The sequence below is a fragment of the Methylopila musalis genome (genome assembly GCF_042679725.1).
Lineage (GTDB): Bacteria > Pseudomonadota > Alphaproteobacteria > Rhizobiales > Methylopilaceae > Methylopila > Methylopila musalis.
This window is the reverse complement of record NZ_JBHTMX010000007.1, coordinates 1-12,952: the sequence shown is the minus strand read 5'-3', so window position 1 is coordinate 12,952 and position 12,952 is coordinate 1. Positions and strand designations below refer to the sequence as shown.

The window sequence follows — 12,952 nt, the reverse complement described above, 5'->3', positions numbered from 1 at the left end:
AAACTCCCCCTGTGGCGTTTTCCGGCAGCATAGCACGCGGCGCCGGCCTCGCATTCCACCGCGCCCGGCTCCATATTGCGTCCCATGCCAAAGTCCCCCCGCCGCCCGTCTCCCGGCTTCTCGGAGCAGCCCCAGGCCGCGTTCGACGCCGGAACGCCCGTGGACCTCAGCGCCGTCTCGGGCGACGCTGCGCTGCTGCGCGCGCTCGGCCGAGGGGCCGCGGCGGCGGAGGCCGCGCGGCTCGAGGTGGCGGAGCGGGCGATCGGCGAGGCCGCCAGCGAGACGCCGGCGCCCGACGCCGAGGAGCCGAAGCCGCTCGCGCGCGCGAAATCCGCGCCGGAAAAGGGCAAGCGCAAGCAGAAGCGCGACGCGGTTCCCACCGCGATCCCCGACCCCCAGAAGGCGCCGCGCGGCTTCGGCGCCGTGCCCGAGACCGACCTCGCCGCCCTGCCCGACGGCTTCGACGCCACCGCCTCGGTCTCCGCCACCGTGCGGGCGCTGGAGGACCTGATCCAGAACGGGCGGCCGGAGCTGCAGGGCAAGCCGTGGGTTCCCCATCGCCCGCCCCGGCCGGAGAAGCTGGAGAGCGGCCAGACCTTCAACCTGTCCTCGCCTTACGAGCCCAAGGGCGACCAGCCCACCGCCATCGCGGAGCTGGTGGACGGCGTGCGCCGGGCGGAGCGCGACCAGGTGCTGCTGGGCGTCACCGGCTCGGGCAAGACCTTCACCATGGCGCAGGTGATCCAGCGCACCCAGCGCCCGGCGCTGATTCTGGCGCCCAACAAGACGCTGGCGGCGCAGCTCTACGGCGAGTTCAAGTCGTTTTTCCCCGACAACGCCGTGGAATACTTCGTTTCATACTACGACTACTATCAGCCGGAAGCCTACGTTCCGCGCTCCGACACCTACATCGAGAAGGAATCCTCGATCAACGAGCAGATCGACCGCATGCGCCATTCGGCCACGCGTTCGCTGCTGGAGCGGGACGACGTCATCATCGTGGCCTCGGTGTCGTGCATCTACGGCATCGGCTCGGTGGAGACCTACACCTCCATGACCTTCACGCTGCGGGTGGGCGAAAGCGTGCCCCAGCGCCAGCTGATGGCCGATCTGGTGGCGCTGCAGTACAAGCGCGCCGACGTGAACTTCACCCGCGGCACGTTCCGGGTGCGGGGCGACACGATTGAAGTGTTCCCGGCCCATTACGAGGACCGGGCCTGGCGCATCGGCCTGTTCGGCGACGAGATCGAGTCCATCCGGGAGTTCGACCCGCTGACGGGCGCGAAGATCCAGGAGATGGCGGCGGTCAAGGTCTACGCCAACTCCCATTACGTGACGCCGCGGCCGACGCTCAATCAGGCCATCAAGGGCATCAAGGACGAGCTCAAGGCCCGCCTCACGGAGCTGACCAAGATGGGCCGCCTGCTGGAGGCCCAGCGGCTGGAGCAGCGCACCCAGTTCGATCTGGAGATGATGGAGGCCACCGGCTCCTGCGCCGGCATCGAGAACTATTCGCGCTGGCTCACCGGCCGCAAGCCCGGCGAGCCGCCGCCCACGCTGTTCGAGTATCTGCCCGACAACGCGCTGGTGTTCACCGACGAGAGCCACGTCACCATTCCGCAGATCGGCGGCATGTATCGCGGCGACTTCCGGCGCAAGGCGACGCTGGCCGAATACGGCTTCCGCCTGCCGAGCTGCATGGACAACCGCCCCATGCGCTTCGAGGAATGGGACGCCATGCGCCCGCAGACGATCCATGTCTCCGCCACCCCCGGCGGCTGGGAGATGGAGCAGACCGGCGGCGTGTTTTCGGAACAGGTCATCCGGCCGACCGGCCTCGTGGACCCCGAGATCGACGTGCGGCCCGCGCGCTCCCAGGTGGACGATCTGCTGGGCGAGGTGAAGGAGGTCGCCGCCAAGGGCTACCGCTCGCTCATCACGGTGCTGACCAAGCGCATGGCCGAGGACCTGACGGAGTACCTGCACGAGCACGGCGTGCGGGTACGCTACATGCATTCGGACATCGACACGCTGGAGCGGATCGAGATCATCCGCGACCTGCGCCTCGGCGCCTTCGACGCGCTGGTGGGCATCAACCTGCTGCGCGAGGGCCTCGACATTCCCGAATGCGCGCTGGTGGCGATCCTCGACGCGGACAAGGAGGGCTTCCTGCGCTCCGAGACCTCGCTGGTCCAGACCATTGGCCGCGCCGCCCGCAACGTGGACGGCAAGGTCATCCTCTACGCCGACCACGAGACCGGCTCCATGGCCCGCGCCATGGCGGAGACCGCGCGCCGGCGCGAAAAGCAGCTCGCCTACAACGCCGAGCACGGCATCACGCCTGAGAGCGTGAAGCGCGAGATCGGCGACATCCTGAACTCGGTCTACGAGCGCGACCGCGTCACCGTGGACAAGGGCTTCGCCGACGACGCGCCCAAGGCCGGGCACAACCTCAAGGCCACGCTCGCCGATCTGGAGCAGCGCATGCGCAAGGCCGCCGGCGACCTCGAGTTCGAGACCGCCGCCCGGCTGCGCGACGAGATCAAGCGCCTGCAGGCGACCGAGCTCGCCATCTCCGACGACCCGCTCGCCCGGCAGTCGGACGTGGAGCGCTCGGCCGGCGGCTACGCCGGCGACCGCCGCTACGGCCGCTCCGCCAACGAGCCGCCCCGCACCCGCGCGGCCAAGCCCTCGCTCGACGACATGGGCCCCGGCACCGACCGCGCCACCCCGCTTGGCAACGGCGACCTGATCCGGCGGGAAAAGCCCGACATGATGACGGCGAACTTCAAGGCCGGCGGCCGCCGCAGCGGGCCGAAGCGGCGCTAGGCCGCCGGGCCCGCCCCTGGCCGGTCAACCGTTCTCAGGCACCATCGCGAACCGGATCTTGAATGTCGCCTGGAACTTGTCGTCGCCGACGGAGAACCTCCACTGCGTCGGGTCGCCCGCGTGAACCTGCTCCATCGGCGTCGCGCCGGCGGCGTCGCCAGTGTTCTCCGTCAGATGCAGGGACATGGTTTCGAGGCTCCCGTCCGCATTGAGAACCGCGCGCGCATAGCGCTGCTTGTGGAAGATCAGCGTGTCCGAGTGACCGACGCCGTAGGTGTCGCGTTCGCCCACATAGATGTCGAGGCGGATGAGCACGTCGTTCGGCATGGTGGTGGCGTCGTCCAGCGTGGGCACGCCCGTGATCGGCGTCATGCGTCCCGGAGCCACCGCCGTGGTGTCCAGCCAGCCCTCCCAGACCAGTCGCTCGTTCGCCGGATTTGAAGCCCAGCCGAAGGCCGGATTTTCGTCTTTCAGATCCCGCCTGTCGAAGGGGCCATAACAGTTTTCAGCCTTTTCGCTCTGATGGAACAGATCGAAGTCGACCTTGCGCGGCTTCACGCTGACGCCGAAGAAAAACTCGTTTTTGCCGAACCAGTCGCCGCCAGAACGGATATCGGCGTCTTCCAGAATGAGGGCGACCTTGACGTTGCCGAAGAAAAAGCGAGTGGCGATCTCGAACGCCTCGCGCGACGTGACCAGAGAGTCGACGCCACCGTGACACTTGTGCACGAACGTTCTCGGCGCTCCCGGCAATTGAGCGTAGGCCTGCTTCACCAACCCGTCACTGCGATTGTAGTTCATGCCGAACTCCCCCGGCACCGAACTCAACCGATTCAGCCAGCTGGCGATGTAGGGGCCGTAGCTTCCGAAATTCGTACCGACGACCGTCAGTATCCGCTCCAGAGGAAAGTAAGTCTTGAGCGCTTTGAAACCAATCCTGGGATCGATTTTCTGGGTGTCGGGGTTGAAGCGCTCCAGTTCCCTGCTGGCCTCCAGCCCCACCCAGTTCTTAAGCACCTGAAACGCAATGCCCTGATGGGGCGTGCCGAGCGTCACGACCTTGTTGATCAGGCGTGGAGCCTCGCCTTTCGGAATGGCGCGCTGGATGGCGTCCCGTGCGATCAGGCCGCCCATGGAATGCGCTATGATGTTCACCTTCGGCGCCGCGTCGCCGCGCGCCACCGCGAGCGCCCGGATGTACTGGATCAGCCTGTACAACATATCGCCATACAGCTCGAACCCGTCTTCACGACCGAGATCGTAGTAACGGAACACCCAGATCGTTCGGCTGATGTCTGATTTCGCCTTCAGCATCGCGAGCGCCATGCCGGGGTCGATCACCACCTGCTGACCGGAGAAGAACGTGGGATCAATGACCGTCTTCAGTTCGGACGGTATATCCGCGTCTCGCCACGTGAATTTTTTCTCGTAATAACCGACGACATTTGTGGCGTCGGCATAAGTCCATTTCGATTTCAGAAACCGAAGAACCAGACCTTCATAGATGTAATTCTCGCCACGCTTCTTATGGTAAACCGTCCCGTCGTTGAAACCCTGATACGCGACGCGCTTTTCATCCTCCACCCCCAATCCGCCAAACCCGCGGATCAGGATGATCGGCTGCGCCGATCGCGTGGCCCTTTTGTCGTCTTGTGCAGCTTGCGGTTGTCCGTTCGGCATCGCGTCCCCTCCAGCATCGGTTGAGGGTCGCGCCAATGATGCAACCTATGCAAGATCAGCATTGATACGTACAACCTTAGACGCGCACGCCAAGCCGTCAGCTCCGCGGCGCTGGCAAAGGGCGGAAAGGGCGCGTTTTCTCCATTGGGTCCATGACGCGTCCAGAGCCGCGACCGCGGACAGCCTCGGCTTCAACCTGCTGACCGTGGGCGACGCCGGGCCGATGTCGCAGAAGGCGCGCCCCCATTCCACCCGCTCAGGTCTCGAGGAACGGCGGGGGCTCAGTACGGACGCAGCAGCGGGCCGAAGCGGCGTTGACCGGCATGGCCATAACGCAGCCCACCCGTGCGCGTTTAGAAAGTTGACTCATTTTATAGGTTTTGTGCAGATAGCGCCGGTTTCCATCGGGAGTGGACTGGAATGCGTCTCGGGGCTTGGATCAGGACGGGGTGCGCGGCGCTGTTGGCGGTCGCGCTGGTCGGCGCAGGGGGCGCCTGGGCGGCGGAGCCCGCTCCGCCGAAGAAGCTGAGAGTCGGCTTCCAGAAATACGGCACACTGATCGTGCTGAAGGCCGAAGGCACGCTGGAGCGCAAGCTCAAGGACAAGGGCGTCGAGGTGTCCTGGGCCGAGTTCCAGGGCGGGGTCAAGGTGCTGGAAGCCTTGAAGGTCGGCGCCATCGACTTCGGCGTCGCCGGCGACGCGCCGCCCGTGGTGGCGCAGGCCGGCGGCGCGTCCTTCGTCTATGTGGGCGTGGAGCCGCCCTCGCCCAAGGGCGAGGCGGTGCTGGTGCGCGCGGACTCGCCCTTCCAGACGGTCGCCGACCTGAAGGGCAAGCGCGTCGCGACGTCCCGCGGCGGCAACGCGCATTACCTCACGCTGCGGGCGCTGGCCGGCGCCGGCCTGTCCGGAAGCGACGTGAGCTGGACCTGGCTGTTCCCCGCCGACGCGCGCTCCGCCATCGAGACCGGCGCCATCGACGCCTGGGGCGTGTGGGATCCGTTCCTCGCCGCCGCGCAGCAGACCGGCAAGCTGAGGGTGCTCGCCGACGGCGTGTCGGCCGGCGTGGCCAATTATCAGTTCTTCCTCGCGAGCCGCGCCTTCGCGACCGCCCATCCGGACATCGTGAACGTGATCCTCGAGGAGATCGCCGACATCGACCGGCGCGCGAAGCAGGATCCGGCGCCGATCGTGGAGGCCGTGGCCGCCGCGACCGGCATCGACAAGGCGGTCGTGGACGTCGCCATCCGCCGCATGGGCTTCGGCGTCACGCCGCTCTCCGCCGAGATCGTCGCGAGCCAGCAGGCCCTCGCCGACACGTTCCGCAAGGAAGGCATCATCGACAAGGCGATCGACGTCCGGGAGGCCGTGCTGGCCGTCTCCCAGTGAGGCCTCGGCGGTGAACATCTTCTGGTTCCTGCCGACCTTCGGCGACGGCCACTTCCTCGGAACCAGCATCGGCGCCCGTCCGCCAAGCTTCGGCTACCTCCGCCAGATCGCGGAGGCGGCCGAAGACCTCGGCTATGGCGGCGTTCTGGTGCCTTCGGGCCGAAGCTGCGAGGACAGCTGGGCGGTGGCGTCGGCCCTGTCGCAGACGACCCGCCGGCTCAAGTTCCTCGTCGCGCTTCGGCCGGGCACCGTGCAGCCCGCCGTGGCCGCGCGCATGGCGAACACCATCAACCGCATCTCCGGTGGCCGTCTGCTGCTCAACGTGGTGGTGGGCGGCGATCCGGACGAACTGGCGGGCGACGGCGTGTTCCTGCCCCATGACGAACGCTACGCCCAGGCGGCGGAGTTCCTGCAGGTGTGGAAGCGCCTTCAGGCGGGCGAAGAGGTGGATTTCGAAGGCCGCCACGTCCGGCTGAAGGGCGGGCGGCTCTACCTGTTCCCGGAAGACGCGGCGGAGCCGACGGAACCGCAGTTCTGGGCCGGCGGATCGTCCGTCGCCGGGCACCAGTTCATCGCCGAGCATGTGGACGTCTCTCTCGGCTGGGGCGAGCCGCCGCCCGCCATCGCCGAGAAGATCGCGGGCGTGCGCCGGCGCGCCGCGCCCGCCGGCCGCGCCGTCCAGTTCGGGCTGAGGCTGCAGACCGTGGTGCGGGCCACCGAGGCCGAGGCCTGGGCGGCGGCCGAGCGGTTGCTGCTGCATGTGGACGAGGCCGCCATCCGGCAGGCGCAGGAGACGCTGGCGCGGTTCGATTCCGAAGGCCAGAGGCGCATGGTCGCCCTGCACGGCGGCTCCCGCGACCATCTGGAGGTCTCGCCCAACCTGTGGGCCGGCTTCGGGCTGGTGCGGGGCGGCGTCGGCGCGGCGCTGGTGGGCTCGCCGGAGAACGTCGCGGCGCGGCTGAAGGAGTACGCCGATCTCGGCGTCGATCACTTCATCCTGTCGGGGCTTCCGCATCTGGAAGAGGCCCACCGGTTCGCCGAGCTGGTGTTCCCCCTGCTCGGCCGACGCCGCGGCCCCGATCGCAGCGTCTACGCCACCATGGGCGTCATGGGCCGCGCGTAAGAGCTTTCCCCGACACGTGTCCACCTGAGAGAGACGCACATGACCGCCGAGCCCGCGCGCCGCAAGGTGACGCTCAACGCCCTGCGCCGGAAGAAGGCGGCGGGGGAGCGCATCACCTCCATCGGCGTCTATGACGCGCCCATGGCCGCGATCGCGGACCGGGTAGGCTTCGATCTGCTGATCGTGGGCAACGCCGGGCCGATGTCGCTGCTGGCCCATCCCGATCCCACCAGCGTCAGCTTCGAGGAGCAGCTGTTCCTCACCCGCGCGGTGTCGCGGGTCGCGCGCTACGGTCTGGTGGTGGGGCATCTGCCGTTCGGCAGCTACCACGCCTCCGCCGAACAGGCGGTGACGAGCGCGGTGCGCTTCGTGCGCGAGGGCGGCGCGGACGTGGTGAAGTGCGAAGGCGACCGCCACACCGCCCCCCATGTGGCCGCGATCGTGCGCGCGGGCGTGCCGGTCATGGGCCACATCGGCATGCAGGCCTCGCGCCGTGTGGAGCAGAGCGGCTTCGGCGTGAAGGGCCGCACGGCGGAGGAGGCCGCGCGCATTCTGGACGGCGCCCGCGCCTTCGTGGAGGCGGGCGTGTTCGCCTTCATCGCCGAACAGATCCCGACCGAGCTGGCGGCGCACCTGACGCGGGAGCTGCCCGTGCCGGTGATCACGCTCGGCGGCGGGCGGGAGAACGACGGCGTCTACCACATCAGCGGCGATCTGGTCGGCTACTCCGCCTTCCCGATCCCGAAGAACCGCGGCGCTTACGCCGATGTGGGCGCGATCATCGAGGACGCGCTGACGCGCTACCGCGACGACTGCCTGTCGCACGCCTATCCGGCGCCCGAAAACGACGTCCACATGGCGCCGGACGAGCTGGACCGCTTCCGCAAGCTGGCGGGTGACGCCTGAACAGGACGGTCGCCGTCGTCAGGCCCGAAGATCACTCTCCGACCTGACGATGCGGCTCCCGGCGTTCGCCGCCCCCTAAAGCGGAAGCGAAGCGTCAACCCGCGCGCGGGTTGGCCGCGATCAGCGCTTCGCACAGCTCGCGCAGCGCGCCCTTGCCGCCCTCGGCGGAGAGCACCAGCTGCGCCACGTCCTTGGCCTCGGGCCGGGCGTCGGCGGGCGCGACCGCGAAGCCGACCGCGCGCATGCACTCCAGATCGTTGACGTCGTTGCCGATATAGACCGTCTCGGCGCGGGTGACGCCGCGCTGGGCGAGCCAGCGGTCCAGCTCCGGCAGCTTGTCGTCGATGCCCTGCCGCACCTCGATGTCGAGCTTGCGGCCGCGGGCGGAGACCACCGGGTTCGGCTCCTTGGACAGGATCAGCGGGCGGATGTCGGTCAGCTTGCGCAGCCGGCCGAGGCCCATGCCGTCGGAGCGGCTCGCCATCACCGCCTCGCGGCCGTCCTGATCGACCCAGACCCGGTCGTCGGTGAACACGCCGTCGAAATCCATCACCAGCGCCTTGATCCCGGCCGGGACCCGCGGCGCGCCGGCGCCCTCGCGCTTGGCGAGAATGGCCTCGATCACCTTGAAGTCGGCCTCGCTGTCGATCTCCACCGGCGGGGTGTCGACCTCGATCAGCGCGGTGCGGCCGCAGAAGCGGTGGCCGACCGCGCGGAACGCCGCCACGTCCATGGCGTAGACCGCGCCGGTCTCGAGATATTGCGGCTCGAGCTCCTGACGGCGCTTGCGGGGCTGCGTGTGGTCGTGGTTGACGCCCTGCGCCGAGCCGTCCGCCGCCCGCGACCACAGGAACCCGTGGTTGGGCGAGGCGGTGAAGGCCGCCGCCACGCCGTCGCGGCCGATGGCGGCGACAGCCCGCTCGACCTCGTCGGAGGCGGTGAAGGGCGAGGTGCATTGCAGGAACACCAGCACGTCCGCCGGCTCGCCCCTCGCCTCCAGCACGTCGAGCGCGTGGATCAGCGCGGATTCCGACGAGGCCTTGTCGCCGGAAATGTCCGCCGGGCGGTCGATGACGCCGGCGCCGGCCGCGCGGGCCACCGCCGCGATCTCGGCGTCGTCGGTGGAGACATAGACCGCGTCCACGCCTTTGGCGCCGAGCGCCGCGGCCACGGTGCGCGCCACCAGCGGCACGCCGCCGAGCGGCCTGACATTCTTGCGCGGCACGCCTTTCGACCCGCCACGCGCCGGAATCACCGCGACGCACCGCACGATTCGTCTCTCCCCGTCTCACAGATCGTCGTCGTCCGCGCGGATAGACCGGCGCGGGCCGGCGCGCAAACGAAACGTGGCCGGCTTTGCGGGCCGGCCACGTCGCAGGTTCAGTCGCTGGTCAGGCGCGGATCACGAAACCGCGCGGAGCGACGGCTGCCACTTGAGCTTCTTGCGCTGCACGTCCTCGACGTCGAGCACGTCCTTGGACTTGAAGGTCAGCGCCTTCTCGACGTTGTGCAGGTCGCGCACCAGACGGCGCATGCCGTCCGGCTCCAGCGAGGCGGCGTGGTCGGTGCCCTTCCAGGTGCGGTCGATCGTGAAGTGACGCTCGATCCAGTCCGCGCCGAGCGCGAGAGCGGCCACGTCGGCCGCGATGCCGAGGTGATGGCCCGAGAAGCCGATCTTCTTGACGCGGTCCTCGAACTTCTCGCGCAGGCGGGTGATCTCGCGCAGGCACAGGTCCTCGAACGCCACCGGATAGCCGGAGGTGCAGGAGTAGACCACGAGGTCCTTGGCGCGGCCGCGCTCCTCGTAGAACGTGATCAGCGTGTCGATCTCGTCCTTGGTGGTCATGCCGGTGGAGACGTGGATCTCGCCGGCGTAGTTCTCGGCCAGCCAGCCCTGCAGCTCGAAGTTCGAGTTGGTGGCGGACGGGATTTTGATCAGGTCCGGCTTCAGGCCGGCGATCTCCTTGGCGGAGGTCATGTCCCACACCGAGGTGGCGTAGCCGACGCCCTGGGTCTCGCAGAACTCCTTCAGCTCGGCGTGCTGCTCGACGGTGAACTCCAGCGCCTCGCGGTGCTCGCCATAGGTCGCGCCGTAGGAGTTGGCCGGAACCGGATGGGGCGCGCTGAACTGCGCGGGCGACAGCAGCTCGCGGTTGTTGCGCTTCTGGAACTTGGCGTAGTCGGCTTTGCAGACATGGGCGGCGACGGAGACGAGCTCCTTCGCGATGTCCATCTTGCCCATGTGGTTGCAACCGATTTCAGCGATCACCTTAACCATGTGAACGTCTCCCAAACTATCAAGAACAGATCGATTTCAGATCGAAACAATCGGCGGCCCGAGCCCCCCGCCCGGACCATCCCAAATCAGTTTGTCGCCCTCACGCGGAAGGCGGAGCCTCCGGAGCCCGGCCATAGTCGTCCTCGAGGCGCTCGATGTCATCCTCGTCCAGCGGATCGCCCCGCTGAACCTCGATGAACACGAGATCGACCGCGCCGCCGTTCTCCACGCGATGCACGCAATGGAGGGGAAGGTGGACGGCCACCCCGCGCGAGACGGGGATGCGTTCGTCATCGCGGGTGACCACACCCTCGCCCGCGACGACAATCCAATGCTCTTCACGAAACTGATGACGCTGCAGGGATAGCCGCGCGCCCGGCGAGACGATGATGCGCTTGACCACATAGTCGTCCCCTCCTGCGACCACTTCCCAGGTTCCCCAGGGACGGGTGTCGCGTTCGCCGACGGCGTAACGGTTAGCCATGCTTTCTCCTGATTGTGCGACGCACCATAATTCGGTAAGGCCCGAAAGAAAAGACGGTATCCAGATATTATCCTCTCGGCGCGAACCGGCGGACCTGCCGCAACCGTCGCGCCATGGCCGCGACCAGCCCCGCGCCCCTCCTCGGCCGTTCCACGAGATGCGGCGCATGCAGCGCCACCGGTCCCGCCTGGCCGAGCGCGAAGGCCAGCCAGTCGGGAGAACCGTAAGCCGGAACCAGCGGTCGCAGCGGCAGCGCGGCCCCGAGCCCGTCCTGCCCCTGCAGCAGGCCATGGCACCGGCTGAGCAGAGCTTCCGCGTCCGGGCTCGCGCCCGAGCGCGCCGCGAGCCAGTCGCGGTCCACCGTCTCGGGCATATGCGGCGTCAGCGAGGCCATGGGCGCGAGACAGCCCGAACCGACAAAGAAGCCGGTGCCGAGCGCCTCCGAGACGCCGAAATCCGAGATGATCCGGGTTGGCACCCCGCGCGCCATAGCCTCGATCGCGACCGTGGAGCTCACCGTCACGGCGAGCGAGGCCTGCTCCAGCAGATCGCTCGCCGGCTCGTGGGTGAAGGACAGGTTCGCGGGCCGCCCGCCGCGCGCGAACGCCTCGCGCGCCAGATCTTCAAGGTGGAAGCGGGCGCCGTGATGGGCGGTCTCGTCGCGGGCGTGGCGCGGCTTGATGGCGACGTCCGCCTCCGGGAACCGGCGCGCGAAGGCGGTGAGTTCGCCAAGAATATGCAGGCGCTGCATGCGGCGCGCCGGGATGACCGGCTGCTCGAAGAACACCACCTTCGGCCGTCCCTGCGGCGTCGGCCGCGGATGGGGATCGAGCCCCAGCAGGCCGGTGACGATGCCGTTGGTGTCGTCCACGCCGATCTCGGCGGCGGCGGCGCGGTAGAGCGCCAGATCGCTCTCGGTGTTGAAGCAGATCAGATCGGCCGGCGCCCGGCTCATGAAGCCCGCCAGATGATCGGCCAGCACCACGCCGGGCGAGGCCACCGCCACGATCGGCCGGGAGGGCTCGCGGCTGAGATCCGCGGCGGCGAGCGCCAGGAACAGCTCCCGCGCCCGGCCGCCGTCCACCACGGCGATCACCACATGGGCGTCCCGGAACAGGCGTTCGTTCACCAGCCGTTCGGCGGCGACGATCGGCACCGTCTCGTGCACGCCGCCGGCGCGGAGCTGTCGGAGGGAAAGCTGCCCCGCCGACGCGGCCAGCGCCGCGAGCTTCAGGCTGGCGCCCTCCGCCTGGAACCGGCGGCCGATCATCGCGGCGGTCTTCACGAACGAGTCGAACGTCCCGATCGCAAGCACCCGGCGGCCAGCGAAGCGTCCGTCAGAGTCGTCGTTCCGGGGCGTCGCAGGCGAAGACGTCATAGGGCGGCGAACGGTTCCGAGACTGATTCCGCGTCAGGACATACGACGTGAATCCGTGGGTTGAAAGCGTCATGCGCCCCAACAACGGCGAGTATGTGGTCTCTCTGACGGCGCAGGTATCCTTCGGGGAGGCCAAAACGGTAGATCGGTAACTCCGGGTCCACGGCCGCCAGCGTGTCGGCGGCGGACGAGGCGATCACCGCGACCGCGGCGGGCCGTGCCGCCGCCTCCAGATAGGCGAGCTCGATCGGCAGCGCCGCGGGCTCGAAGACGCAGCCGGCCTCGACCGCCAGCCGCGCCGCCCGCGCGGGATCCTCCCCCCGGTGCGGGCGGTAGACGATGGGGCCGGTCAGGCCTTCGCGCCGCAGCGCGGCCACGCCGCCGCGCACCAGCGCCACATGGCGCTCTGGATCGGCGATGCGCGCCTCCACATGGTTTGCGCCCAAGAGCCAGACCGCGTCGCCGCGCGGGGCGTCCTGCGGCGGGCGGAAGCTCTCGAAGGCGTGCGGCTCGATGCGGTCGTCCGGGCGGATGACGCCCTCCAGCAGCCGGCCGTAGATGGTGAAGAACGTCAGCGCGCCGGGCTCCGTCCGGGGCGGATCGCCGAGCAGGGCGCGGGCGAGCCCGGTGCGGAACCAGCGGTCGGTGAAGCGCTTCGGGTCGGGCGTCGGCAGCCCGCCGCGCCAGCGCCCCGCCTGCGGCGTGATCGAGCCGTCGTCCAGCAGCGTGAGCCGCGCGTGGGAAATGAGTTCGGTCAGCACGCGCTGGGACAGGTTGCGGTAATCGCCGAAGGCGAGCTCGGCGTAGCCCTCCGGCGCCAGCGACGCCGCGAGCCGGCGCAGCGCCGCCCGGTGCGCTGCGTCCGCCGCGTCGCGCATCAGCCGCGGG

Annotated in this window: 10 protein-coding genes; 4 read left to right on the top strand and 6 right to left on the bottom strand. The window is 68.9% G+C overall.

Translation table 11 applies throughout. From position 1 onward, the window contains the following. Positions 1-84 precede the first annotated feature (84 nt). Positions 85-2,829, top strand: a complete 2,745-nt coding sequence (uvrB, locus tag ACFQ4O_RS02365; protein ID WP_378774038.1) for an excinuclease ABC subunit UvrB — start codon at positions 85-87, stop codon at positions 2,827-2,829. A 24-nt stretch (positions 2,830-2,853) separates the two neighbouring features. Here the strand turns inward: uvrB and ACFQ4O_RS02360 are convergent, their stop codons facing one another. Next, positions 2,854-4,509: a PGAP1-like alpha/beta domain-containing protein gene (locus tag ACFQ4O_RS02360; RefSeq protein WP_378774037.1), complete on the bottom strand. Its 1,656-nt coding sequence runs from the start codon at positions 4,507-4,509 to the stop codon at positions 2,854-2,856. A 462-nt stretch (positions 4,510-4,971) separates the two neighbouring features. Here ACFQ4O_RS02360 and ACFQ4O_RS02355 point away from each other — a divergent pair, with 462 nt between their 5' ends. From ACFQ4O_RS02355 to ACFQ4O_RS02345, 3 genes are read left to right on the top strand one after another with little or no spacing between them, the layout of a single operon-like run. Further along, positions 4,972-5,895 (top strand): aliphatic sulfonate ABC transporter substrate-binding protein, encoded by a 924-nt coding sequence (locus ACFQ4O_RS02355; RefSeq protein WP_378774036.1) that lies wholly within the window; start codon positions 4,972-4,974, stop codon positions 5,893-5,895. Positions 5,896-5,905: 10 nt separating this feature from the next. Then, a complete protein-coding gene (gene ssuD / locus ACFQ4O_RS02350; protein WP_378774035.1) occupies positions 5,906-7,018 on the top strand; it encodes an FMNH2-dependent alkanesulfonate monooxygenase in 1,113 nt (370 codons plus the stop codon). A 39-nt stretch (positions 7,019-7,057) separates the two neighbouring features. Further along, entirely contained in the window at positions 7,058-7,924 is an 867-nt protein-coding gene (locus ACFQ4O_RS02345; RefSeq protein ID WP_378774034.1) for a 3-methyl-2-oxobutanoate hydroxymethyltransferase, read from the top strand. A gap of 94 nt (positions 7,925-8,018) precedes the next feature. Here the strand turns inward: ACFQ4O_RS02345 and ACFQ4O_RS02340 are convergent, their stop codons facing one another. From ACFQ4O_RS02340 to ACFQ4O_RS02320, 5 genes are all read right to left on the bottom strand, one after another. Next, positions 8,019-9,179, bottom strand: coding sequence for a cytidylyltransferase domain-containing protein (locus ACFQ4O_RS02340; protein ID WP_378774069.1), 1,161 nt, complete (start codon positions 9,177-9,179; stop codon positions 8,019-8,021). A gap of 147 nt (positions 9,180-9,326) precedes the next feature. Continuing rightward, complete coding sequence (locus ACFQ4O_RS02335) at positions 9,327-10,202, bottom strand: N-acetylneuraminate synthase family protein (RefSeq protein ID WP_378774033.1); 876 nt, start codon at positions 10,200-10,202, stop codon at positions 9,327-9,329. Positions 10,203-10,302: 100 nt separating this feature from the next. Next, positions 10,303-10,686, bottom strand: a complete 384-nt coding sequence (locus tag ACFQ4O_RS02330; protein WP_378774032.1) for a phosphomannose isomerase type II C-terminal cupin domain — start codon at positions 10,684-10,686, stop codon at positions 10,303-10,305. 67 nt (positions 10,687-10,753) lie between these two features. Then, positions 10,754-12,064: a DUF6716 putative glycosyltransferase gene (locus tag ACFQ4O_RS02325; protein WP_378774030.1), complete on the bottom strand. Its 1,311-nt coding sequence runs from the start codon at positions 12,062-12,064 to the stop codon at positions 10,754-10,756. Beyond that, positions 12,061-12,952 (bottom strand): hypothetical protein (locus ACFQ4O_RS02320; protein ID WP_378774029.1); only part of this gene is annotated, 892 nt, incomplete at its 5' end. The genes ACFQ4O_RS02325 and ACFQ4O_RS02320, both read right to left, overlap by 4 nt.

Coding starts and splice junctions, on each gene's coding strand:
- uvrB (WP_378774038.1), top strand. CDS start 85: ATGCCAAAGTCCCCCCGCCGCCCGTCTCCCGGCTTCTCGGAGCAGCCC.
- ACFQ4O_RS02360 (WP_378774037.1), bottom strand. CDS start 4,509: ATGCCGAACGGACAACCGCAAGCTGCACAAGACGACAAAAGGGCCACG.
- ACFQ4O_RS02345 (WP_378774034.1), top strand. CDS start 7,058: ATGACCGCCGAGCCCGCGCGCCGCAAGGTGACGCTCAACGCCCTGCGC.
- ACFQ4O_RS02335 (WP_378774033.1), bottom strand. CDS start 10,202: ATGGTTAAGGTGATCGCTGAAATCGGTTGCAACCACATGGGCAAGATG.
- ACFQ4O_RS02330 (WP_378774032.1), bottom strand. CDS start 10,686: ATGGCTAACCGTTACGCCGTCGGCGAACGCGACACCCGTCCCTGGGGA.
- ACFQ4O_RS02325 (WP_378774030.1), bottom strand. CDS start 12,064: ATGACGTCTTCGCCTGCGACGCCCCGGAACGACGACTCTGACGGACGC.